General features: G+C 60.2%; 21 protein-coding genes. All 21 read left to right on the plus strand.

Annotated elements, in window-relative coordinates; all coding sequences use genetic code 11:
* The first annotated feature begins 143 nt into the window (after window positions 1-143).
* The 21 genes from WHX55_RS18055 (at window position 144) to WHX55_RS18155 (ending at window position 23,327) form a co-directional block, all read left to right on the plus strand.
* Window positions 144-374, plus strand: coding sequence for a hypothetical protein (locus WHX55_RS18055; RefSeq protein WP_046043128.1), 231 nt, complete (start codon window positions 144-146; stop codon window positions 372-374).
* Window positions 375-756: 382 nt separating this feature from the next.
* Window positions 757-1,830: an FAD-binding oxidoreductase gene (locus tag WHX55_RS18060; RefSeq protein ID WP_353740961.1), complete on the plus strand. Its 1,074-nt coding sequence runs from the start codon at window positions 757-759 to the stop codon at window positions 1,828-1,830.
* A 459-nt stretch (window positions 1,831-2,289) separates the two neighbouring features.
* Window positions 2,290-6,525 (plus strand): DUF5801 repeats-in-toxin domain-containing protein, encoded by a 4,236-nt coding sequence (locus WHX55_RS18065; RefSeq protein WP_353740962.1) that lies wholly within the window; start codon window positions 2,290-2,292, stop codon window positions 6,523-6,525.
* A 685-nt stretch (window positions 6,526-7,210) separates the two neighbouring features.
* The gene (locus tag WHX55_RS18070; RefSeq protein ID WP_224789134.1) at window positions 7,211-8,047 is read left to right on the plus strand and encodes an ABC transporter ATP-binding protein; all 837 of its coding nucleotides are present in this window, start codon (window positions 7,211-7,213) and stop codon (window positions 8,045-8,047) included.
* Between the two features lie 39 nt (window positions 8,048-8,086).
* Complete coding sequence (locus WHX55_RS18075) at window positions 8,087-9,088, plus strand: ABC transporter substrate-binding protein (RefSeq protein WP_150725553.1); 1,002 nt, start codon at window positions 8,087-8,089, stop codon at window positions 9,086-9,088.
* A 28-nt stretch (window positions 9,089-9,116) separates the two neighbouring features.
* The gene (locus tag WHX55_RS18080) at window positions 9,117-9,893 is read left to right on the plus strand and encodes an ABC transporter permease (protein ID WP_150725552.1); all 777 of its coding nucleotides are present in this window, start codon (window positions 9,117-9,119) and stop codon (window positions 9,891-9,893) included.
* Window positions 9,890-10,657, plus strand: coding sequence for an SDR family oxidoreductase (locus WHX55_RS18085; RefSeq protein WP_150725551.1), 768 nt, complete (start codon window positions 9,890-9,892; stop codon window positions 10,655-10,657). The genes WHX55_RS18080 and WHX55_RS18085 overlap by 4 nt, the downstream gene beginning before the upstream one ends.
* Before the next feature lie 14 nt (window positions 10,658-10,671).
* The gene (locus WHX55_RS18090; protein ID WP_150756349.1) at window positions 10,672-11,223 is read left to right on the plus strand and encodes a cupin domain-containing protein; all 552 of its coding nucleotides are present in this window, start codon (window positions 10,672-10,674) and stop codon (window positions 11,221-11,223) included.
* Between the two features lie 4 nt (window positions 11,224-11,227).
* Window positions 11,228-12,112: an alpha/beta hydrolase gene (locus WHX55_RS18095; RefSeq protein WP_150725549.1), complete on the plus strand. Its 885-nt coding sequence runs from the start codon at window positions 11,228-11,230 to the stop codon at window positions 12,110-12,112.
* Window positions 12,109-12,945: an IclR family transcriptional regulator gene (locus WHX55_RS18100; RefSeq protein WP_150725548.1), complete on the plus strand. Its 837-nt coding sequence runs from the start codon at window positions 12,109-12,111 to the stop codon at window positions 12,943-12,945. The genes WHX55_RS18095 and WHX55_RS18100 overlap by 4 nt, the downstream gene beginning before the upstream one ends.
* 1 nt (window position 12,946) lies before the next feature.
* Window positions 12,947-13,744: an SDR family oxidoreductase gene (locus WHX55_RS18105; RefSeq protein WP_150756350.1), complete on the plus strand. Its 798-nt coding sequence runs from the start codon at window positions 12,947-12,949 to the stop codon at window positions 13,742-13,744.
* On the plus strand, window positions 13,737-15,419 hold the full coding sequence (locus tag WHX55_RS18110; protein ID WP_150756351.1) for a thiamine pyrophosphate-binding protein: 1,683 nt from the start codon (window positions 13,737-13,739) through the stop codon (window positions 15,417-15,419). The genes WHX55_RS18105 and WHX55_RS18110 overlap by 8 nt, the downstream gene beginning before the upstream one ends.
* Window positions 15,420-15,429: 10 nt before the next feature.
* Entirely contained in the window at window positions 15,430-16,233 is an 804-nt protein-coding gene (locus WHX55_RS18115) for an aspartate dehydrogenase (RefSeq protein ID WP_150725545.1), read from the plus strand.
* Window positions 16,234-16,242: 9 nt separating this feature from the next.
* Window positions 16,243-17,739, plus strand: a complete 1,497-nt coding sequence (locus WHX55_RS18120) for an aldehyde dehydrogenase (protein ID WP_151214328.1) — start codon at window positions 16,243-16,245, stop codon at window positions 17,737-17,739.
* A complete protein-coding gene (locus WHX55_RS18125; protein ID WP_150756354.1) occupies window positions 17,736-18,701 on the plus strand; it encodes a VOC family protein in 966 nt (321 codons plus the stop codon). Before WHX55_RS18120 ends, WHX55_RS18125 begins: the two co-directional genes overlap by 4 nt.
* A 13-nt stretch (window positions 18,702-18,714) precedes the next feature.
* Window positions 18,715-19,032 (plus strand): hypothetical protein, encoded by a 318-nt coding sequence (locus WHX55_RS18130; RefSeq protein ID WP_150725542.1) that lies wholly within the window; start codon window positions 18,715-18,717, stop codon window positions 19,030-19,032.
* Window position 19,033: 1 nt separating this feature from the next.
* On the plus strand, window positions 19,034-19,261 hold the full coding sequence (locus WHX55_RS18135) for a recombinase-like helix-turn-helix domain-containing protein (RefSeq protein WP_150725541.1): 228 nt from the start codon (window positions 19,034-19,036) through the stop codon (window positions 19,259-19,261).
* 21 nt (window positions 19,262-19,282) lie between these two features.
* A complete protein-coding gene (locus WHX55_RS18140; protein ID WP_150756355.1) occupies window positions 19,283-20,317 on the plus strand; it encodes an aromatic ring-hydroxylating dioxygenase subunit alpha in 1,035 nt (344 codons plus the stop codon).
* Window positions 20,314-20,751, plus strand: coding sequence for a RidA family protein (locus WHX55_RS18145; protein WP_353740963.1), 438 nt, complete (start codon window positions 20,314-20,316; stop codon window positions 20,749-20,751). Before WHX55_RS18140 ends, WHX55_RS18145 begins: the two co-directional genes overlap by 4 nt.
* Window positions 20,752-20,754: 3 nt before the next feature.
* Window positions 20,755-21,714, plus strand: coding sequence for a PDR/VanB family oxidoreductase (locus WHX55_RS18150; protein WP_150758756.1), 960 nt, complete (start codon window positions 20,755-20,757; stop codon window positions 21,712-21,714).
* Window positions 21,715-22,097: 383 nt separating this feature from the next.
* Entirely contained in the window at window positions 22,098-23,327 is a 1,230-nt protein-coding gene (locus WHX55_RS18155) for a hypothetical protein (RefSeq protein ID WP_150725537.1), read from the plus strand.
* Window positions 23,328-23,352 lie beyond the last annotated feature (25 nt).

Raw genomic sequence — 23,352 nt, forward strand, 5'->3', positions numbered from 1 at the left:
TATTAACATACAGTGATAATTGAAATGCCCTGATCCACTGCTTCGTGCGGCTGGAGATGTTTATAGAGAAAGTTCAGATGGAGCTGGGCGGGCATGCACTGCAAATAGAGAATCTTGAGAGCGCGTGTAGCGTGGTGACTGACATGAATCGTAAAACTGTGAAAAGCAAACACGCCGAAGGCGTGACCTTTGACACCCATGTGATCGCAAACCCGACCAACCCCAAGGAGTGGATCGTGTTTTTCAAGAAGGACGCCGGGAGAAGTTATTTCCTGGTTGATGACAACGAGGAAGTCGAGTCTTTCGGGCATCTGGATGACTTGATCGCCGAGCTTCGAGACTTGGGCCTCAAGACCGCTGAAATCCACTTTTAACCCTTGGATCACGCCCTGGAGACATGATCATGTCAGTGAACGTCGAGTACCTGTCCAGTCAAGGCGAAGCTCTTTGGTCTGTATGTTCTGGCATCAGGCGAGTTCAGTTTCGGCATGAAAAAAGTGCTCACGACTTTGCTGCCAAGCTCAAGGAGAGAATCGAGGCTCCGCATGTTTACCCTCAACGTGATCCGCCAGCGATAAATTAGCTGCCAGGGACATGCATGTTTGCGTTCAGCGAAGGCAATATAGTGAGCCGGTGCAACGGCGAACCCTGAGTATTCGTCATCGAGCGCAAGCGCACCTGCAGACGACCAGGTTCGCAAACCCTGAGATCATCTGGATGTAGTACTTTCATCAGGTCAACAGAACGGAAGCTGTTTTGGAAAGTAGCGCAGGCAAACGAGTTGTTGTCATTGGCGCAGGCATTGTGGGCGCGTCCGTGGCGTATCACCTGGCAGGCAAAGGCGCGAATGTCATCCTGGTCGAGGCTGAAGGTATAGCGTCCGGCGTGACCGGAAGCTCATTCGCTTGGATCAACACCTCACATAGCGGGCCCGATCCAATCGCAGAATTGCGTAGCGCCGCCACCCGGGAATACCGCCGCCTCCAAACCGAGCTGCCGGGTCTGAAAGTACGATGGACAGGCTCCCTGTCTTACAGCGCGAACCTTGATAGAGAGCTGCAAGACTCAGGCAACCCGCCTTCGGCAACCCTGGTATCTCGCTCCCGGATACTCGGTCTTGAGCCGAACCTCAAGAATCCCCCTCAACATGCCTTATATGAAGCCGAAGAAGGCGCGCTGGACGCAGTGGAAGCAACTCACGCCTTGATCGCAGGAGCCCGGAATCATGGCGCGAAAGTTCTTACGCATACTAAGGTGCTTGGCTTTTCAACTCAGAACGCAAAGGTGATGGGAGTCGAAACCGTAACGGGCATCATCGATGCAGACATTGTCGTACTGGCAGCGGGGACAGGCATCACGAAGCTGACTGAGAAGTTAAAGATATCCCTGCCAATAGAGGCCTCTGCGGCAATACTCATCCGCTACAAGACACAACCCAACCTCGTGAACACCATCATCTCCAGCCCTCAAATGGAAGTAAGGCAAAGCACCGATGGTACGTTGCTGGCGGCGGAAGATTATTTGGGAGACTCCCTGGAAAACCAGCCAGTAGAGATAGCGCTACGAACTGCCCGGGCCATCCAGAACGAACTCTATGGGATTACTTCCATTGATCCAGAATTGGCTTGTGTCGGACTCAGGCCAATTCCTGTCGATGGTATCCCCATCATCGGCTATCTACCCGATATCGGCGGAGTGTACGTTTGCGCAATGCATCCTGGCGTCACTCTGGCGGCGATTGTGGGCCGTCTTGCCAGCGAGGAAATAGTCAATAACAAGGCATCCTCGGCCCTTGACTCGTGTCGCCCCGACCGATTCTTCCAGACATGAGTTCACTTGTCTTTCTCGCAAGCCCACTTCTCGCGATCAACAGTTTGAGTTCGAAGCTGTACTTTTCCAGGCGAGTCCCTCAGCGTGCCACCAGCGGAATCAAGTCGATTTCGTTCAGTCGTGACAGACTGCTTTCGGCCAGGACCGGCCCTTCTCGACCAGTTAAATCCATGTCGCCTTTCTACCCGGCCGCCTGTGCAGGTTCAGCCTCAGCTCGACGCGCTGGCGGTTAAAGCCCCGGCGACCTTGAACTTCAGCGCCATGTCCTCATTCCCAAGCGGAACAGGCGGCGCCGCTCCTTCGCGTCATCCCGTCTCCCCCTCCCAGTAGTCTGAAACTCCCACCCCGCCTGGGAGTATCGGCCGATGTATATCGCCCGGCGTTTATCCATAGTTGTGGCACGTACCTGAAAAAGGTCCACGGTCCGCTTTGGTGACTGCAATTGCTTTGGAGAACGTCATGGCTACTCACAAAAAAAACTCGTCGCTAACGAACGATCTGCCCCCCCTAAACACTCCGTCACTCACCACTGACCTCAACGATTCAGTGGTGACAACATCGGTTACAGCCAGCGCTTTGGGCGTCGTGGCGACCGGCGCGGACGTCACGCTGGACGAATCGGCCGGGTTGCAGAACGCCACTGCCACGCCAACCCCTGCGGGGGACGCTGACGACAACGACATTCTGGTGGCGTCCCTGCCCACGAGCTTCGCTGACCGTTTGGCCGGACTTGGGGCAGGTACCGCAACGGGCGCAGCCTTGAGCGGCTATACCGGTGCCGTTGGCAACACCGGCAGCGATGCATTCACCATCACCGCTGCCCCCGGAGCAAACATTACCGATATCAGCTTCACCGACAGTTCAGGCGCACCGCTCGATGGCCAGGACAGCGGACTGGATACCCTCGATGGCACCAGCATCTTTCTCTATACCGACACGAACGACAACAACATCGTTTTGGGTCGAGCCGGGGGCCCGGCCGGCGCGATCGTGTTCGCTGCCTACATTGAAGAAACCGGTTCGCCGGTCACGGGCGGCAAGATCTGGGTCGTGGAATACCAACCACTCAGCCATCCAGATAGTACGAACGCCGATGATTCGGTCAATCTGCTGGATAAGGTTTTCATCGGCACCAGCCAGGACCTGGAATTCAGTCTGGCCAATGCACCCTCCGGTCAGAACCTGTTCCTGATGTTCACGAAATTGAACCCGGAAACTGAAATTGTCGATGGTGTCACGCGGATCACGGATCCCACCATCATTGCCACCGGCAAGGACCCCGCAGACCAGTCAAGCGGCGTCAACATAAACACTGGCGACACGATCAATACCAGCCAGGCGGGTGGCCCGACCACCTTCGGCACCAACAATCAGATGATTGTGGAACAAGAGGGCATTCGCTTTTCGTTCGTCACGGGTGCCAGACAGGATGTGACCATTCCCAGCCTGGATCAGAACGAAGCAGATCTTGAATCCAACATCGACTTTACCAACGTCTACAACACGACGTCGGCCAATTTCGACGTTGTGCAATTGCAAAGCGGCAAGAGCGCTATCGTAAAAATCAGCGCATTCAGTACCGCTGCTGAACCTGGCACGGATTTCATCAACGGATACGCGGACGATACGCCGGTTGCAATCACCAATGTGCGCGTCATCAACAATAGCACCGGGCTGGTGATCGAGAATTCAGACGGCTCGGTGAATGATCCCGCCATTTCCATCAGCTTTACTCCTGAAGGGGTTGCCACCATCACCGGCGTTAAAGCCGGCTACCAGATTGAATACACCACAACGTCGGATCACAACCGCGTGCTCGTCGAGAACGGGGCGGCCGTCAATGCCAGGGGCAATGATCACGCCGACTTTGATATCGGTGGTTTCACGCTGGTCCAAGCCTCTGTTACGACCACCGAAATCGGCTCCCAGATGATCTTCGACGACGACGGACCGAGCATCAGCCCCACCGGCACGGAGCCGACGCTGACGGTGGATGAGACGGTACTGTTGACCAACGATGCCCAGAGCTTTGCCGCCAACTTCAATTCAGAGTTTGGTGCGGATGGGGCTGGCACCCTGACCTATGCGCTGGGCGTGGTGGCCGGAGCCTCCGGGCTGACTGACACGGCCACGGGCGACGCAGTGAACCTGTCGCTCAACGGCACCGTGGTGGAAGGTCGCACGGCCACGGACAACCTGCTGGTGTTCACGGTCAGCGTGGCCGCCAATGGTGTCGTCACGCTTGACCAGATCCGGGCGGTGGTGCATCCCGATACAACCAATCCTGATGATTCGACGAGCCTGACCTCGGACAACCTGGTGACGCTGACGGCGACCATTACCGATGGGGACGGCGACAGCGCCCCGGCGACGTTGAACATCGGGCACAACCTGGTGTTCAAGGACGACGGACCGAGCATCACCACTACCGGCACGGAACCAACGCTGACGGTGGACGAGACGGTACTGTTGACCAACGATACCCAGAGCTTTGCCGCCAACTTCAATTCAGAGTTTGGCGCGGATGGGGCTGGCACGCTGACCTATGCGCTGGGCGTGGTGGCCGGAGCCTCCGGGCTGACCGACACGGCCACGGGCGACGCGGTGAACCTGTCGCTCAATGGCACCGTTGTGGAAGGTCGCACGGCCACGGACAACCTGCTGGTGTTCACCGTCAGCGTCGCCGTCAATGGCAGCGTCACGCTCAACCAGATTCGCGCCGTAGTGCATCCCGACCCAACCAATCCCGATGATTCGACGAGCCTGACCTCGGACAACCTGGTGACGCTGACGGCGACCATTACCGACAAGGAGGGCGACAGCGACCAGGCAACGTTGAACATCGGGCAGAATCTGGTGTTCAAGGACGACGGACCGAGCATCACCACTACCGGCACGGAGCCGACGCTGACGGTGGACGAGACGGTACTGTTGACCAACGATACCCAGAGCTTTGCCGCCAACTTCAATTCAGGGTTTGGTGCTGATGGGGCTGGCACCCTGACCTATGCGCTGGGCGTGGTGGCCGGAGCCTCCGGGCTGACGGACACGGCCTCGGGCCAGGCGGTGAACCTGTCGCTCAATGGCACCGTGGTGGAAGGCCGCACGGCCACGGGCAACCTGCTGGTGTTCACGGTCAGCGTCGCCGCCAATGGCAGCGTCACGCTCGACCAGCTCCGCGCCGTGGTGCATTCCGACCCAGCCAATCCCGATGATTCGAGGAGTTTGACCTCGGACAACCTGGTGACGCTGACGGCGACCATTACCGACAGGGACGGCGACAGCGCCCCAGCGACGCTGAACATCGGGCATAACCTGGTGTTCAGGGATGACGGCCCGGCACTCGCTTTCGGCAACCTGATCGGGACCGGTAGCGTCCTGGCGCAATCCGGGTTCTGGAATATGGCGACGGGAGCCGACGAGCTGGGTGCGGCCGGTCTGGATATTTCGTTGGTCAATAACCAGTTCACCCTCGTCAGGCCAGACAATACGACCACGACCGGGACCGGCACGCTCACCGAGCTGGCGCTGTCACCGGATGCTAATGGCGCGTACCAATTCGCGGGAACCTTGACCGGTGATTTCGACAACAACGCCGCAACGGCGAACACCACCGTCGACTACACGCTGACCGCCTATGCCGATGGCCGCTATGCACTGGATCTGGTGCAAGGCTTCCGTTCGACGATCGTGCTCAGCAGTGCCGACGGCTCGCTCGCGGCCGGCGGCCCGGATCCAGTGCGCACATTGTTGATTCCGCAGACGAGTAACCCGGCTATTCCTTCGGCCTCCGAGGAGATTGTGTTCTTTTCCGCGACGGCGCTTGCGTCGACTGCGGACATCCTGACCGGCATCGGGCTCGGAGCACCCGACCCCACCGAAGCCGCGCTACAAACCAACCCCCTGCCGTCGTACATCGACCCGAGGGCCATGAACGTCAGCACGTCCGGCATCGGCGTCGCCAATAACGTGTTCCAGGGAGATAACCTGGCGGCAATCAGCGCCGCCGATGAAAGTTTCGTCATCAACCCAGAGAGCCTGTTGACAGCAATGAAGGTCTTCATCGACAACTCCGTGGCGGGTTACAACACGGCGACCGAGGACCTGTACTACAGGATCTACTACGCGGATGGGACGTTTTCGGACCGCGTCGAGGTGAACACCCTGACGCCGGAGGCTGGCGGGCAGGTGTCCTTCCTCGTCGAGAAGGCGGGGGCGTCACTGATCGACGCTGTTCAGCTGACGATGGGCCGTGGCGATATCAAGATCCCGGTGATCCAGTTCATTCAGGAGAGCGAGAGTCTGGCCAGCGATGTCCAGCTGGCGTTCAGCGCGACGCTGACGGACAAGGACGGGGACTCGGCGACGAGTGCGTTTGACGCCAACCTGTTCGCCAACGAACCGGCCAACGCACCCTTCGACTTCACGCTGGCGGGCACGATCGGTGAACAGGATGCGTTCAACATCGATCTGTCAGTCAATGAGATCCTGTACCAGGTCACCGGCTTCGATGTGGGCGCTGGCGTGCAAGACAAGCTGGTGCTCAACGGCGACCCGAACGCCGTTGTCCAATCGATCGACAACACCGGCGCAGACAGCGTCGTGACGGTTGCCGAGTCTGGCGGACAAGCAACGACCATCACCTTGGTCGGGGTCGATCTTCAGAGTACCGACATCTTTTTTGGCAGCGTTTGAGGTTTTGCGCGCGTGAACGGATGCGAGGGTGGCCTAGGAAACCACCCTCGCATTCTTTTTGCGGTTCTGAGGCTAGCCCCCATGATCGCATGCGCTGTGAACTGGCGAGCAGCACAAGTCTTTCGGTTCAACATCCCCATCAACGTGCCCATCGTCCGAATGCGAAAGGCACTGATCCGCTGCCTTACGGGGCGTCAATACGGATCGATCACCACGCAGTTATCCGCTCACTTGCACAGCCGCTAGTGCCGGGTAACAGCTGAACACGTCGGCATCCTCAGCAAAGAACACACTTTCATACGGCCAGTAGTCAGTGCGCCGACGCATTTCACAATCTTCTCGTAATAAAAACGGGCGCCTTATCGGGCCCGTTTTTTGTTTCGGCAAACTTTGTTTCACATTTAAAACAAATTCGTTATTTCCACACGCTCAGCGTTACTTAAAAAAGCACTGCCTGCTCGAAAATCATCGAGCCTCGCACAATCGATGTGCAATTTCGTGCCATATAAGAAACTACGTTTCATATATGAAACGCCATCAAATCTTTAAATAACTCTTAAATCGTTGTTTTTAAATGGTTTTCCAACATAAAAACGAATCAGCCAATCTCTGGCATTGTTCATGCACTAAACACCGTATCACCTATAAAACAGACCAGAGACCCTTCCCAATGGCTGTGAAAGAGATGTACGCCGTCACCCCTCAATGGAACAACTCCGCTCCCAAGGAAGACCTGGAGCCCACCGAAATTGAATTTCGCAATGTCGGTAAATGTTTTCCGGCCAAGGGCAAGCCCGAAGCGCCGTTCGCCATTCGCGGGGTCAACTTCAAGATTCGCCGTGGTGAAGTGGTGTCGATCATCGGCCCTTCCGGTTGCGGCAAGAGCACCATCCTCAATATGGGTTCCGGCCTCTATCGTCCGACCGAAGGCGAAGTGTTCGTCGGTGGTGAAGCGGTCACCGGCCCGGTCCGTCAGGTCGCGTTCATGCTGCAAAAAGACCTGTTGATGCCGTGGCGCAGTATTCGCCGCAACGTTGAACTGGGCCTGGAAATACAAGGTGTGGCGGCCGCCAAACGTCAGGCCGTGGCCAAAGATCTGCTCGATCGTTGCCACCTGCAAGGCTTTGCCGACCATTACCCGTTCCAGCTGTCGGGTGGCATGCGCCAGCGTGCTGCCCTGGCCCGCACCTTGGCAATCGACCCGCAAGTGCTGTTCCTCGACGAGCCATTCTCGGCGCTGGATGCGCAGACCAAGATGATCCTGCAACAGGACATGGCGCGGATGCTGTTTGATGAAAAGAAAACCGCACTGTTCATTACCCATGACCTGATCGAAGGCATCGCCATGTCGGATCGGCTGCTGGTCATGAGCGCCCGCCCCGGCACCATCATCGAAGAAATCAACATTGATCTGCCGTTCCGCGACAACCCGCTGGAGCGCCGCAAGCTGCCGGAGATCGGCCCGCTGGTCGGTCGCCTGATGGAGTTGCTGCAAGTCAGTGAAGACACCGAACTGCATTGATCCACGCCCGTGTGGCCATCAACCGATTGAGGAGTACGCATGTTCAAGTCTCTGTTTCAACGCTTCAGCCAGGTTACCGGCATCGCGCTCGGCCTGGGCATGGCTTTCGCCGCTCAGGCGCAGTCGACCGACGTGACTTACCTGTTGCCGGCGCCACCGAACTCGCCGGCGTTCGCCCCATGGATCATCGCGCAGCAGAAGGGCTACTACGCAGCCCGGAACCTGAACATGACCTTCATCGCTGCCAAGGGCGGCGTGGACGTGGCGAAACAGATCGGCGCCGGTAACGCCATGCTCGGCGGCGCCATCGGCGATACCCCGATCGTGGTGCGGGCCAACGGGATTCCAGTGCGCGCCGTCGCGGTGCTCGGTGCCGGCGGCGTGACCATGATTGCCACCAATGCAGCGGAAAACATCAATTCCATCACCGACCTCAAGGGCAAGACCATGACGGTGATGTCCTACTCGGACACCACCTACTACGCCCTGCTCGCCTCGCTGCGCAAAGCCGGCCTGAGCAAGACCGATGTGAACATCCAGGCGGCCGGTCCATCGGGCGTGTGGCAGTTGTTCTCGGCCGACAAATCCCAGGCGATGGCGGGCGTGCCGGACTGGGTGGTCAACGCCGAGGAAGCCGGGGTGAAGATCAAACTGATCCCGCAGGCACAGATTTTCGAAAGCATGGCCCAGGCGATTCTCGCGTCCGACGACGCCATCGAGCATCACCCGCAGATTGTCCGTGATGTGGTCCAGGCCACCCTGCAAGGCATGAACGACATCATTCAAGACCCTAAAGCCGCAGCGGCCACATTCGCCAAGGCGGTCCCGGCTTATGCCGGCAAGGAAGCGTCGCTGGAGAAGGTCTTCAAGCTCTATGTCGAGCACGTCTACGCCAATCAGTTAGTACCGGGGCGCATCGATCCGGCGCGACTTGAAACGGTCCGCCAGTTCTATGTCAGCGAAGGCATCGTCACCCAGGAGCCAAAGCTCGACGACCTGTACACCAACCAGTTCATCGACACCCAAACAGCCGCGCAATGACGGCCAGTGACAACAAGGTACCGACACGATGAAAAACCTTAATAACTCCATGCTCGGCAGCGTCGCCCTGCTGATCCTGTTCCTGGTGCTCTGGCAATGGGGCCCGGGATTGCTCGGCATGCCCGAATTCGTGATGCCGCAGCTGAGCCGCGTGGCCCAGGAAAGCCTGGTGATGTGGCACACCGGCGGCCTGTTGCAACACACCCTGATCACCGCCTTCGAAATCATTGTCGGCTTTGGCCTGGGTGCCCTGCTCGGCGTGGTGATCGGTGTGTCGCTGGGCCTTTCGCCCGCCGCTGAGGCCATGCTGTCGCCGTACATCCTCGCCCTGCAGATCGCCCCGAAAGTCGCCTTCGCCCCGCTGTTCGTCATGTGGCTGGGCTACACCATTTACCCGAAGATCCTGATCGCCATCCTGATCGTGTTCTTCCCGGTGATGATCAACGTACTGTCGGCAATCCGCACCGTGGACCCGGACATGATCAACCTCGTGCGGACCATGAACGCCAGTCGCTGGCAGATCTTTCGCCTGGTGGAGTTTCCTTCGGCCATGGCCGCGCTGTTCTCCGGCCTGCGCATCGCTTCGACCCTGGCCGTCATCGGTGTCACCGTCGGTGAACTGGTGGGCGGCAATCAGGGCCTGGGCTTCCTGCTGGTCGATGCCGAAGGTCAGGGCAATACCGCAGGCGTGTTCGTGGCCATTGTCATGCTCACGCTGATCGGTGTACTCGCTTACGGCGCAGTGGTCTGGACCGAAAAACGTGTCCTGCACTACATGCCCAAAGCCATGCTGAGCACCCAATGATGACGACCTTCAATCGCTTGCTCGAAGGCCGTCGCGTGCTGGTCACCGGTGGCGCCCGCGGGTTGGGTTACGCCTTTGCCCAGGCCATCGGCCGGGCCGGTGCCCACGTGGTCATCGCCGACATTCTCGCCGAACGTGTGCAGCAATCGGCCGCCGAACTGGTCGCTGAAGGCCTGACCGTGCACGGCGTGACGGTCGACCTGGCGCAACCGGATTCGATCGACGCCTGCATCGCCGAAACCACCCGTTTGCTCGGTGGGCTCGACGGTCTGGTGAACAACGCCTCGATCACCAACTCCGGCGGCAAGACCTGCGAAGAGCTGAGCCTGGACACCTGGGATCAGGTCATGCAAGTCAACGTGCGCGGCACCTGGTTGATGACCAAGGCCTGTCTGCCTGCCCTGCGCGCCAGCGGTCATGGCGCCATTGTCAACCTGGCCTCCGACACCCCGCTGTGGGGTGCGCCGAACCTGCTGGCGTATGTCGCGAGCAAGGGCGCAATCATCGCCATGACCCGCAGCCTGGCCCGCGAACTGGGGACCGACAACATCACGGTCAACGCCATCGCGCCCGGCCTGGTGCTGGTCGAGGCCACGGCTTATGTGCCTGAAGCCCGCCACCGTTTGTACAACGATCAACGGGCCATTCAACGCCCACAACTTCCCGAAGACGTCAGCGGCGCCGTGTTGTTCGCGCTGTCCGACCTCGCCCGCTTCATCACTGGACAAACCTTGCCGGTCAACGGCGGGTTCGTCATGCCTTGATAATGGAGACTGTCATGACCGACCTTTCTGCAAACTTGAATACACAGCACGACACCCCGAAAAGCTGGGAACAGCCCGCCGGCAGCGATCTCGAAAGCTGGATGAAAACCCGTATCGCGCGCTACGAAACCCGCAAGTACGACTGGAGCGCCTTGAAATTCCAGGCCGACTACGACCCGAAATTCCGCCGCGCGCAAATGCGCTACATCGGCACCGGTGGCACCGGCGTGACCTCGGACATGAACACTATCCCGTCGGAGAACTTCACGTTCTCGACCATGGTGATTCCGGCCGGTCACGAAGGCCCGCCGCACCTGCACACCGACGTTGAAGAAGTGTTCTTCGTGCTGCGCGGCAAACTCAAGGTGATCATCGAAAAGGACGGCGAGCGTTTCGAAACCATCCTCACCGACCGCGACGTCATTTCCGTGCCGCCCGGCGTGTACCGCGAAGAGATCAACATCGGCGATGAAGACGCGCTGATGTGCGTGATGCTCGGTGCGAAAAAACCGCTGACCCCGACCTACCCGCCAGAACACCCCCTGGCCTCGATCAAGCGCGGATAAGCCCATGTCACACGCCATCGATAATCTCGCCCCGCGGCTCACCGCCGGTCTCCAGGCTCAATTGGCCCGGGACTTTCCCCAGCGCACGCTGGAGATCGCGGGCGCACGCCAGGCCTTTCGCGAATGCGGAAGCGGTCCTGCCATTGTGTTGTTGCACGGGATTGGCTCGGGCTCGGCGTCGTGGTTAGAGGTGGCGCAGGAGCTTGGCCGCAGCGCCCGGGTGATTGCCTGGGACGCGCCCGGATACGGCGACTCCACGCCGCTCAGAGCCTTGGCCCCCGATGCTTCGGATTATGCCGAACGGCTGCTGCAGATGCTCGACGCGCTGGGCATCCAGCGCTGCGTGCTGGTGGGGCATTCACTCGGGGCAATTACCGCCATCGCTTTCGCCAGTGGCGTGCACCAACAGCGCATCAGCCGCCTGGTGTTGATCAGCCCGGCGCAGGGCTATGGCCATCCATCACGCGCCTTGCAGCGCCAGGAAGTGCGCAATAAACGCCTGCGCGCCCTGGAACAGTTGGGCATTCAACACATGGCCGAGCAGCGCAGTGCCTACATGCTCTCCCCCGCTGCCAGCCCTCAGGCACAGGCCTGGGTGCAGTGGAACATGGCGCGGCTCAAGCCAGAGGGTTATCGCCAGGCCATAGAACTGCTGTGCGGCGAGGATCTGCTGCGCCATGCACCGCTTTCAATGCCTTGCGAAGTGCATTGCGGCGAAGCCGACGGCATCACGGCTCCCGAAAGCTGCCAGACCCTGGCCAAGGCCCTGGGCGGTACTTTCGACCTTATCAAAGATGCCGGGCACGCCAGCCCCATCGAACAACCTTGTGTAGTGGCAGGCCGCCTGGCCTTCGCTATCGAAGAATCCCTGACAGGTGCATCGCTATGAACGATTCAGATCTGCTGAAGGACGCTCAGGACAAATACATCGTGCCAGGTCTGGAGCGCGGCCTGCTGCTGCTGTGCGAATTCAGCCGACGCAATCGCACGCTGACCGCGCCGGAACTGGCCCGACGCCTGTCGCTGCCGCGCTCGACAATCTTTCGTCTGCTGACGACGCTGGAAACCATGGGCTTCGTGACCCGCAGCGGCAATGAATACCGCCTCGGCATGTCGGTGCTGCGCCTGGGCTTCGAGTACCTCGCCTCACTGGAACTGACCGAGCTCGGTCAGCCGCTGCTGGCCCGCTTGTGCGACCGCCTCAACTACCCGAGCAATCTGGTGGTGCGCGACGGCCGCTCGATCGTCTACGTGGCCAAGGTCTCGCCGCCGTCGGTGTTCTCCACCGCGGTGAATGTCGGCACCCGCCTGCCCGCCCACGCCACCGTTCTTGGCCGCATCCTGCTCGAAGACCTGTCGCTGGCAGAATTGCGCGAGCTGTACCCGGAAGATCATCTGGAACAGTTCTCGCCCTGCACGCCGAAAACCGTGATGGAGTTGTTTGACATGGTTCAAGCCGACCGTCAGCGCGGATTTATCAGCGGTGAAGGCTTCTTCGAGTCGGCGATCTCGACCGTCGCCGCCCCGGTGCGCGATCAATCCGGGCAGATCGTCGCGGCGCTGGGCGTGACGATTCCGACCACTCAGATCGTTCACGTCAACTTCAACGAATTGCTCCTGCAAGTACGTCGCAGCGCTGACGAACTGTCGCGGTTGCTCGATTACAACACTGCGACTGGCCACGACGGCCACAACCGCGTAACGGCTCTGATGAGGGATTGAGATGAGTCTCTATCAACTGCAAGACAGCACCGCGATTGTCACCGGTGGTTCTTCGGGAATTGGCCTGGCCTGTGTCGAGCTGTTGCTCGAAGCCGGTGCAGCCGTGGCCTTCTGCGGGCGCGACGAAGATCGCCTGCGCGGCGCCGAAGACAAATTACGTCAGCGCTTTCCCAAGGCGCGATTGCTGGCCCAGGTCTGCAACGTCCTTGACGCCGACTCGGTCAACGCCTTTGCCGCCGCCAGCCTTGCTGCATTGGGGCCGGCCAGCGTGCTGATCAACAACGCCGGACAAGGTCGCGTGTCGACCTTCGCCGAGACCACGGACAGCGCCTGGACCGAAGAACTGAACCTGAAATTTTTCTCGGTCATCAACCCGGTCCGCGCCTTCAAGGCACAGCTGCAAGGTGAAGCGAACGCGGCCATCGTCTGTGTCAATTCGCTGCTGGCCAGCCAGCCGGAACCGCACATGGTCGCCACCTCGGCCGCGCGCGCAGGGGTGATGAACCTGGTGCGCTCGATGGCCACCGAATTTGCCGTCGAAGGCATTCGGGTCAACGGCATCCTCATTGGCCTGGTCGAGTCCGGGCAATGGCGCCGACGTTTCGAAGCCCGCGAAGAGCGGGATCTGGACTGGGCCCAATGGACCGCTCAGCTGGCACAACGCAAACACATTCCCTTGGGACGCCTGGGCCTGCCGATTGAAGCGGCCCGCGCAATCCTGTTTCTGGCCTCGCCTCTGTCGGCTTACACCACAGGCAGCCATATCGATGTTTCTGGAGGCCTGTCCCGCCATGCGTAATGAAAATACTGTCACCGTTGGCGCTGCCATCACCGCGTTTCTCGAGCAATGCGACGTCAAGGCCGCGTTCGGTGTGATCTCGATCCACAACATGCCGATCCTCGATGCGTTCGCCGTGCGCGGCAACATCCGTTTCGTCATGGCCCGCGGTGAAGCCGGCGCCACTAACATGGCCGACGCCTACGCCCGTACCACCGGTGGCCTGGGTGTTTGCCTGACGTCCACCGGCACCGCGGCCGGTAACGCCGCCGGGGCGATGGTCGAAGCGCTGACCGCTGGCACGCCGCTGCTGCACATCACCGGGCAAATCGAAACGCCGTATCTGGATCAGGAATTCGCTTACATCCACGAAGCCCGTGACCAGCTGACCATGCTCAAGGCTGTGTCGAAGGCCGCGTTCCGCGTGCGCAGCGTCGAAACCGCACTCAGCACCATGAAGCTGGCCGTGCAGACCGCGTTGACCGCACCGACCGGGCCGGTCAGCGTTGAAATCCCGATCGACATCCAGTCGACTTTCATCCCGATGCCGACCGACCTGTCGCCGCTGCCGGTTCCCGTTGCCGTGCCCGCACCTGAAGCACTGGACCTGGTGGCCGAGCGCCTGGCCACGGCCACCCGTCCCCTGTTGTGGCTCGGCGGCGGCGCGCGGCATGCCGGCCCGCAAGTCAAGCGCCTGCTGGACATGGGCGTCGGCGTGATTACCTCGACCCAAGGTCGCGGTGTGGTCAACGAAGACGACGAGCGCTGCCTCGGTGCGTTCTCGCAAAACAAACTGGTCGAGCAATTCCTGCAGAGTTGCGACGCCCTGCTGATCGCCGGCTCACGACTGCGCAGCAACGAGACGTTCAAATACGCGCTGAAGTTGCCACGCAACACCCTGCGCATCGACGCCAACCCGGCCATCGAAGGTCGCAGCTACAACAGCGAACTGTTCATCTGCGGTGATTCGGCACTGGCGCTGGAAGGCCTGGCGGATCGTCTGGAAGGTCGCCTGCAAATCGACCCGACGTTCCTCGCCGAGCTCAAGCACGTGCGTGAAAAATCCCGCACGCAACTGATCGCCGACCTCGGCCCGTACTCGGCCATGGTCGAACAGCTGCAAGCCCTGACCGGGCGCAACTTCTCGTGGGTGCGCGACGTCACGCTTTCCAACAGCATCTGGGGCAACCGCCTGCTGACACTGTTCCATCCGCGTGCCGGCGTGCATGCATTGGGCGGCGGCATTGGCCAGGGTTTGTCGATGGGCATTGGCGCGGCCGTTGCGGCAGCGGAAACGGCACCTGAGCGCAAGGTCTTCGCCCTGGCCGGCGACGGCGGTTTCATTCTCAACCTCGGCGAGCTGGCAACGCTGGTGCAAGAGAACGCCAACGTGGTGATTCTGCTGATGAACGATCAGCGCTACGGCGTCATCCGCAACATTCAGGACGCGGTGTACGGCAGTCGCCATTGCTACGTCGACCTGCACACACCGGACTATTCCAAGCTGGCCGAGTCGCTGAACCTGCGCCATGGCCTGGTCACCGACCTGAAGGATTTCGGCAAGGTCGTCGACGGTGCACTCGCGCAGCCGGGACCGTTCCTGCTGGAAGTCGACATGCTCAGTGTCGGCAGCTTCGCCACCCAGTTCGCCGGTCCGCCCAACAGCGAAACCAAAGCGCAAAAAGCCACGGCCTGAGGACTTCGCCATGTTGCATATCACCATGATCGGCTGCGGCGCAATTGGCGTCGGCGTGCTCGAACTGCTGGAGAAAGACCCGCAGTTGTGCGTCGACTACGTCATCGCCTCGGCCGGTTCCGAAGAGCTTGTACGTCAAAGGCTGACCAGTTTCAAACAACCACCGCAAGTGCTGACGGCGCTACCGGCCGACGCGCGCCCCGACCTGTTGGTCGAGTGCGCCGGTCACAAAGCCATCGAAGAACATGTGTTGCCGGCGTTGGAGCGTGGCATTGCCTGCCTGATCGTCTCGGTCGGCGCGCTGTCCGAAGTCGGCCTGGTAGAGCGTCTGGAAGCGGCAGCCGAACGCGGTCAGACCCGCATCGAATTGCTGCCCGGCGCCATCGGCGGTATCGACGCCTTGTCGGCGGCCAAGGTCGGGGGCCTGGACGCGGTGAACTACACCGGACGCAAACCGGCGCGCGCCTGGAAAAACACCCCGGCTGAACAGGCCTTTGACTTGGACAACCTTACCGAAGCCACGGTGATTTTTCAGGGCAGCGCCCGCGAAGCGGCGCACCTCTACCCGAAAAACGCCAACGTCGCCGCGACCTTGTCGCTGGCCGGTCTCGGCCTGGATCGCACCCATGTGACCCTGATCGCCGACCCACTGAGCGAGGAGAACGTCCACCACTTCGAAGCCCGCGGCGCCTTTGGCGGGTTCGAACTGAGCCTGCGTGGTAAACCGCTGCTGGCCAACCCGAAGACCTCGGCGTTGACCGTTTACAGCGTCGTCCGCGCCTTGGGCAACCACGCCCACGCGATTTCGATTTAGGGGACTGCGATGACTCTCGAACAGACTTTACCGATCTGCATTGCTGGCCAATGGCGGCTGGGGCGTGGTGAACGCTACGCCACGTGCTACCCCGCCACCGGCGAAGCCGTTGCCTGGCTCAACGCCGCCAGTGTCGAAGACGTTGAAGAGGCCGTGCAAGGCGCCCACCAGGCGTTTCTGCACAGCGGCTGGGCGCAGCGCAAACCTCATGAACGCGCCTGCGTGCTGTACCGCATTGCCGAGCTGATCCGTGAGCGCAGCGAAGAACTGGCGCAATTGCAGCGCCAGGACAATGGCAAGCCGATCAACGAAACCCGCGCCCTGGTGGCCAGCGCGGCCGGCACCTTCCAGTTCTTCGCCGCGGCCTGTGAAACCCTCGAAGAAACCATCACGCCGTCCCGTGGTGATTTCGTCAGCATGAGCGTTTACGAGCCGATGGGTGTGATCGCCGCGATTACACCGTGGAACTCACCGATTGCCAGCGAAGCGCAGAAAGTCGCCCCGGCCCTGGCTGCCGGCAATGCGGTGGTCATCAAACCTGCGGAAATCACTCCGCTGATGGCCTTGCAACTGGCGCGCATCTGCGAAGACGCCGGGTTGCCCAAAGGCCTGCTCAGTGTGCTGCCGGGCAAGGGCTCGCTGCTCGGCGATGCGCTGACCCGTCACCCGCTGGTCAAGCGCGTGTCGTTCACCGGCGGTACCAAAACCGGCAAGCACATTGCCCACATCGCCGCCGACAAGATGATGCCGGTGTCACTGGAACTGGGCGGCAAATCGCCGACCATCATCCTCGATGACGCCGACCTCGACCATGCGGTGGCCGGTGTGTTGTACGGCATCTTCAGTTCTTCGGGCGAAGCCTGCATCGCCGGTTCGCGGTTGTTCGTCGCCCGCGCACTGTATGAGCCGTTCATGGCGCGCCTGGTGGCGGCGGCAGCCGAGTTGCGTGTCGGTGATCCGGCGGATGAGCGTACGCAAATGGGCCCGCTGATCAGCGCCGGCCACCGCGAGTCGGTGGAACGCTATGTGGCGCTGGGGCTGGCAGAAGGCGGACGTCTGCTGCTCGGTGGCAAGCGCCCGAGCGGCGGCGTTTACGACCAGGGTTACTACTACCCGCCGACCATCCTCGAAGGTTTGAACAACAGCCAGCAAGTGTGCCAGGAAGAAATCTTCGGCCCGGTGCTGGTGGCCATGCCGTTCGACGACGAAGCGCAATTGCTGGAGCAGGCCAACGACAGCCTGTACGCCCTCGCCGCCGGCATCTGGACCGGCGACTACAAGCGCGCCTGGGCGCTGGGTCGAAAAATCCAGGCCGGTACGGTGTGGATCAACACCTACAAGCAGTTCTCGATTTCCACCCCGTTCGGTGGCTGGCGCGACAGTGGCCTGGGCCGCGAAAAAGGTCGACTCGGCATCCTGCAGTACATGGAACAGAAAAGCCTTTATTGGGGCATGAATGAACAGCCACTGGCCTGGGCCGGTGTGCAACGAGAGGTAGGGTTATGAGCGTTTTAGGCATTGATGAAGTCACCTACGGTGTCGAGGACCTGGACACCAGCGCACGGTTTTTCAGTGACTGGGGCCTGAGCAAAGTCAGCGAACAACCTGACGAGGTGATCTTTGAAACCCTCAACGGCTGCCGCGTGGTGCTCGCCGACATCAATAAGGCTGGCCTGCCGCCGGCCATCGAGCCCGGTTCAACCGTGCGCGAAGTGGTCTGGGGCGTCGAAAGCGACGCCGACCTGAAGCTTTACAGCGAACGAATCGCCAACGATCCGGGCTTCATCGAAGCGAACGGCCGTATTGGTTGCACCGACCCCAATGGCCTGGCGATCCGTCTGCAGGTGACCCGCAAGCGTGAACTGAACATTGAGTGCAGCGGCCATAACACCTGGCAAACCAAGGGCCGGATCAACAAGGCTGCGCCGGTCTACGAACGCGCAACACCCATCGAGGTCGGGCATGTGGTGTTTTTCGTCAAGGACGTCAACGCCTGCGAAGCCTTCTATCACGAGCGCTTCGGCTTCCAGGCCTCAGACCGCTATCCGGATCGCGGCGCGTTCCTGCGCACCGCTGAAGAAGGCGGTCACCACGATCTGTTCATGCTGCAACTGCCCGCCCCTCGCGCCGGCCTGAACCACGTCGCCTTCACCGTGCGCGATGTGCACGAAGTGTTCGGCGGCGGCATGCACATTTCCCGCAGCGGCTGGGCCACTGAAATCGGCCCGGGGCGGCACCCGGTGTCTTCGGCCTTCTTCTGGTACTTCAAGAACCCGGCCGGCGCGCTGGTCGAGTACTACGCCGACGAAGACCAACTGACCGGCGAATGGGAACCACGCGACTTCGAACCCGGCCCGACAGTCTTCGCCGAATGGGCGATTGCTGGCGGCATCGATGGCAATACCCGCCGCCAGCAAAACGTCGAGGCGCCGCAAGGCAAGTTCCTGACTGACAAACCGAAGCCCTGAGCAGGTCACGAGCATGAGCGAATCCTTGCTGGTGACCGTGCTGCTCAAGCACGACCAATCGAAAAACCTGGAAGACATTCAGCGGCACATGAAACAGCAGGACTGGTGGGAGCGCTTTCCCCCGCAAGGCGTCGAGGTGATGTCCTGGACCGTGGCCATGGGCCTGGGCCAGATCGTCACCCTGCGTTTGCCGCCGAGCCTGCTGCCGACCCTCAACGTCGAGCTCGAACGCTCGGCCTGGGGCGTGTTCAGCACCGAAGTTTTCCCGACGTATGACTTTATCCCCGTGCGCGAAACGATCCGCGAACGGGTACGCAACGGAGGTCAATGAAATGAGCAATACCGAACCCTACCTGCAGCCCAATCAGGCCCGCAAGCGCCCCAACACCCAGTTCGAAGAGTTGCTGGGCGACTCCATCGAACGCGCCTTCGGCAACGGGGTGACCGAGTTGCCCGACCTGCTCGCGCACCTGAACCTGGCGGGTCCGCCCTGCCCCCTGACCACCGGCGAATGGACACCGGACGCCTATAAAACCCTGATGGCTCGGCTGGGCGAATGACCCGCCGGAGGTAAATAAGAAATGAACATGAACACAACCGTTGATCCTGTAGAAAACCTCCTGGCAAATGGCTTGAAGAACCTCTGGTTCCCGGTCCTGCCGAGCGACCAACTGGGCGAGAAGCCGGTGTCGATCCGTCGACTGGGCTACAAGATTGCCTTGTGGCGTGACAATGACGGCAGTGTGCATGCCCTCGAAGACCATTGCCCACATCGCGGCGCACCGTTGTCCCAGGGCCCGGTATTGGGTGATCGTCTGCAATGCCCTTATCACGGCGTCGAAGTGCGCTGCGACGGTACCGTCACCAAGGTTCCCGGCAGCCCCGGTTGCAAACTCGAAGGCAGCCGCCCGACCCGGATGTTCCACACCCGTGAAGCCGCCGGCGCGATCTTTCTCTACAACGCCGCCGAACCGCACGTTGAAAACCCACCGGAACTGGTGCTGCCCGAGCAGCTGACTTCCCCGGAGTGGAGCAGCTTCGTCTGCTACGCCGAGTGGAAAGGCGACTACCGCTACGTCATCGACAACGTCATGGACCCGATGCACGGCACCTACCTGCACAAGATGTCGCACTCCATGAGCGAAGGCGAAGCCACCGCCAAGTTCGTCACCCGCGACACCGACAAAGGTTTCTTCTTCGAGAAGGAAGGCCAGCGCGGGGTGAACTTCGACTGGACCGAATTCATGGACGACAGCTGCCACTGGCTGCGCCTGGAAATCCCGTATCCGAAAACCGGCGGCCCGGGCGGTAACTTCACCATCATCGGCAGCTACACGCCGAGCGGCCCTTCCATGTCGGCGGTGTTCCACTGGCGTTGCCGCCCACTGACCGGCTGGCAACGCGACACCTGGCGGTTCCTCTACAAGAATCGTCTGGAAGCCCGCCACTGGGCGGTGCTGGAACAGGATCGGACGCTGCTCGAATTCATGGAACCAGACGCCAACCAGCGGGAAAACCTCTACCAGCACGACCTTGGTGTAGTGCGCCTGCGTCGCTACCTGAAAAACGCGGCCAAGGCCCAACTGGAGCTGATCGACGCGAAGCAATTGTCATGAACGCAGCGGTGCAACGTGTTCAGGCCGACTCGCTGAACGAGTCGGCCAGCAACACCTGGTCGAATGCCTTGCTGATCGGCAACGAGGTGGTGATGTCCGGCATGACCGGTCATCCCGCCACGCGCCTTGCCGCTGAATCCGGCACGCCGCTCGATACCTATGCCCAGACCCTGGTGGTGCTGGGCAAGGTTCGAGCGCTGGTCGAAGCGGCCGGTGGCCATGTCGGCAATATCTACCGGCTCACGGTGTATGTCACCGCCATCGCCGACAAGGACGAAGTGGGTCGCGCGCGTCGCGACTTCTTCGCCGGTCAGGCGCTGTTCCCGACCTCCACGCTGGTCGAAGTGAGCGCGCTGGTGTTTCCCGAACTGCGGGTGGAGATCGAGGCCGGCGCGCGTCTCGATCTCGATTTGCGAACTGTCGAAAAGAGGTGACCGATGTCCATTTCCTCCCCCCTCACCGCGCTTGTGCATACCCTGCGCTACGAAGCCGAAGGCATCATCAGTGTCGAGTTGCGGCCCTACGGCGACACGGTATTCGCCCCGTTCGAAGCCGGTTCGCACATTGATCTGCATCTGCCCAACGGGCTGGTGCGCAGCTACTCACTGCTCAACTCGCCGAGCGATCGAGACCGCTATGTGGTCGGCATCCTGCGTGATCGCAACAGCCGTGGTGGTTCGGAATATGTGCATGGGCAACTGCGGGTCGGCATGCAACTGCCGATTTCGGCACCGCGCAATAACTTCCAGCTCGACCTGAGCGCCAGGCACAGCGTGCTGGTAGCCGGCGGTATCGGTATCACGCCGATCTACTGCATGTTCCGCCAATTGCTGGCACTGGGAAAATCTGCCGAACTGATCTACTGCGCCCGTTCGCGGCAGGAAGCGGCACTGGTGGAAGAACTCAGCGGTCTGAGCGCCAAGGTGGTTTACCACTTCAATGACGAAAAAGGCATGCCGCCGGACCTGAGCGCCTACCTGGCAGGCCAGCCCGACGACACGCATTTTTATTGCTGCGGTCCGACACCGATGCTCGATGCCTTTGAAAGCACCTGCGAAGGCCTGGGTTATCCCCATGCGCATATCGAGCGTTTCGCCGCGGCTGAACTGCCGCCGTCCGAAGACGCGCAGAGCAGTTACAGCGTCGAGCTGAAAAAGTCCGGCAAGACACTGTCGATCGAACCGGGCCTGAGTTTGCTCGATGTGTTGCTAGAGGCCGGTTGTGACATCGAGTACAGCTGTCGCGAAGGCGTTTGTGGTTCCTGCGAAACGCGGGTGCTGGAGGGTGATGTCGACCACCGTGACGGCGTGCTGACCAAAGCCGAGCGTGCCGCGAATAAATCAATGATGGTGTGTGTATCCGGCTGCAAGAGCCGGCGACTGGTGCTCGACCTGTAACACCTCTATTTCACCCGTTAAACAGGCCGACTTTATGTCGGCCTTTTTTATGCGCATGAAGTTACATCGCACAGTTAACGTGCACTTTGGTTACCCCCGCGACCTCACGTTTCACGGGCAATACAAGGAAATGCGTTTCCTATATAAACAATTGTTTTTACTAGGTTTATTCCTGACTGAAAGTGCAGCCAGCAGTTGGCATAGTTTCTGCTCTATATCTATCAGATTCATATGTCATACGCCGTATTACCTATGAAACAGTAAAAATAAAAACCCACGCCACATAGCAACATTCGAACGTTTCCAGCCATTGCCACTTTAAAGGCAAGCGGAGAAGTGTTGCCGGTCACTTTGTAGCGCTCAACATTGCAGGGGAAGTCAGCATGAAGAATTACGTTATAGGTCTGGGACTGTTGATGAGCAGCTGCCTCAGCTTCGCAGGCGAACCCGGTCCTGCTGCGCCAGAGTCATCGGCCACCGCGAAAAAGCCGTTTCCGCATATCGCCTGGCGTAGCGAGGACGGCCAAAGCAGCCTGGACATCGGCGGCGCCTTGCGCACCAACTATCGCGATGAGCATTGGGATACTACCGAAAACAATGGCCGGTTTCTGTTCGACACCTTCCGTATCGATGTGCAAGCGACTTACAAGAACCTCTACAGTGATGTCGGCTACTGGTTCCAGGACGACGGTAAACGTTCCATCGATCGTGGTTTCGTTGGCTATCGCCTGAACAGCAATTCCAATCTGCAAGTGGGGGCGCCGTTCAAACCGTTCGGGCTGGAACCCTACCCGCAATTCGGCTGGAGCTATCACCTGCCCTTCTTCATGGGTTACGGCGTCAGCGCCGGCACCGGTTTGAAGTACAGCTACAAGGACAAGGACTGGGACCTGCAGCTGGGGTACTTCCCGCGCATGTTGCCTTCCGACATCCGCTACTCGCCGGAGGTCGGCCGTTACGCCGATCTCAAGGACAATGCGATTCCCTTTATCCAGTCGCGCCAGGATAACGAGAAGCACAACCAGCTCAATGCACGCGTCGCGCGGACCTTTGTCAACGATGGCTGGAAAACCGAAATCGGCGCATCGCTGGCCACTGCCCAGCTCTATAACGCCACCACCAAGGATGACGGCGACTATTGGGCCGGCGGCATCCACGCCATCATCAACGCCGGTCAGTGGACCGTCAGCACCCAAGGCATTCGCTACGAATACGACCCGAAAAACCCGACCGGCGTCAGCGACGATTCAATACTCATGGGCGGCAACGGGCTGACGCCCGCTTACCTGATTGCCGCCAAAGCCACCATCGCTTCGCTGAACGTCAGCTACGACATCCCCACGCCGAAACTGGGGCAGTTGAAGAAAATCAAACTGTACAACGACTACAGCCGCATGATGAAAGACAAGAGCGGTTGGGACGACTCGCAGATGTACACCGTCGGTGCACAGTTCCTCGCGATGCCGATCATGGCGTGGGTCGACCTGACCTGGGCGAAAAACGCCAACCCCTATGGCGGTGCAGAAAATGGCACCGGGTTTACCAATACCAGTTCAACAGGCAGTAATCAGTGGTACTACCGAACAAACATCAATATCGGGTACTACTTTTGATTCACGGGTATTTGCCACTGAAGGG

Origin of the sequence: Pseudomonas fluorescens, assembly GCF_040448305.1 — a bacterium.
GTDB classification, from domain to species: Bacteria; Pseudomonadota; Gammaproteobacteria; order Pseudomonadales; family Pseudomonadaceae; genus Aquipseudomonas; species Aquipseudomonas fluorescens_BH.

Coding starts and splice junctions, on each gene's coding strand:
- WHX55_RS18115 (WP_150725545.1), top strand. CDS start 15,430: ATGTTGCATATCACCATGATCGGCTGCGGCGCAATTGGCGTCGGCGTG.
- WHX55_RS18090 (WP_150756349.1), top strand. CDS start 10,672: ATGACCGACCTTTCTGCAAACTTGAATACACAGCACGACACCCCGAAA.
- WHX55_RS18135 (WP_150725541.1), top strand. CDS start 19,034: ATGAGCAATACCGAACCCTACCTGCAGCCCAATCAGGCCCGCAAGCGC.
- WHX55_RS18085 (WP_150725551.1), top strand. CDS start 9,890: ATGATGACGACCTTCAATCGCTTGCTCGAAGGCCGTCGCGTGCTGGTC.
- WHX55_RS18070 (WP_224789134.1), top strand. CDS start 7,211: ATGTACGCCGTCACCCCTCAATGGAACAACTCCGCTCCCAAGGAAGAC.
- WHX55_RS18080 (WP_150725552.1), top strand. CDS start 9,117: ATGAAAAACCTTAATAACTCCATGCTCGGCAGCGTCGCCCTGCTGATC.
- WHX55_RS18105 (WP_150756350.1), top strand. CDS start 12,947: ATGAGTCTCTATCAACTGCAAGACAGCACCGCGATTGTCACCGGTGGT.
- WHX55_RS18145 (WP_353740963.1), top strand. CDS start 20,314: ATGAACGCAGCGGTGCAACGTGTTCAGGCCGACTCGCTGAACGAGTCG.
- WHX55_RS18100 (WP_150725548.1), top strand. CDS start 12,109: ATGAACGATTCAGATCTGCTGAAGGACGCTCAGGACAAATACATCGTG.
- WHX55_RS18065 (WP_353740962.1), top strand. CDS start 2,290: ATGGCTACTCACAAAAAAAACTCGTCGCTAACGAACGATCTGCCCCCC.
- WHX55_RS18150 (WP_150758756.1), top strand. CDS start 20,755: ATGTCCATTTCCTCCCCCCTCACCGCGCTTGTGCATACCCTGCGCTAC.
- WHX55_RS18125 (WP_150756354.1), top strand. CDS start 17,736: ATGAGCGTTTTAGGCATTGATGAAGTCACCTACGGTGTCGAGGACCTG.
- WHX55_RS18130 (WP_150725542.1), top strand. CDS start 18,715: ATGAGCGAATCCTTGCTGGTGACCGTGCTGCTCAAGCACGACCAATCG.
- WHX55_RS18110 (WP_150756351.1), top strand. CDS start 13,737: ATGCGTAATGAAAATACTGTCACCGTTGGCGCTGCCATCACCGCGTTT.
- WHX55_RS18155 (WP_150725537.1), top strand. CDS start 22,098: ATGAAGAATTACGTTATAGGTCTGGGACTGTTGATGAGCAGCTGCCTC.
- WHX55_RS18140 (WP_150756355.1), top strand. CDS start 19,283: ATGAACATGAACACAACCGTTGATCCTGTAGAAAACCTCCTGGCAAAT.
- WHX55_RS18095 (WP_150725549.1), top strand. CDS start 11,228: ATGTCACACGCCATCGATAATCTCGCCCCGCGGCTCACCGCCGGTCTC.
- WHX55_RS18055 (WP_046043128.1), top strand. CDS start 144: ATGAATCGTAAAACTGTGAAAAGCAAACACGCCGAAGGCGTGACCTTT.
- WHX55_RS18075 (WP_150725553.1), top strand. CDS start 8,087: ATGTTCAAGTCTCTGTTTCAACGCTTCAGCCAGGTTACCGGCATCGCG.
- WHX55_RS18120 (WP_151214328.1), top strand. CDS start 16,243: ATGACTCTCGAACAGACTTTACCGATCTGCATTGCTGGCCAATGGCGG.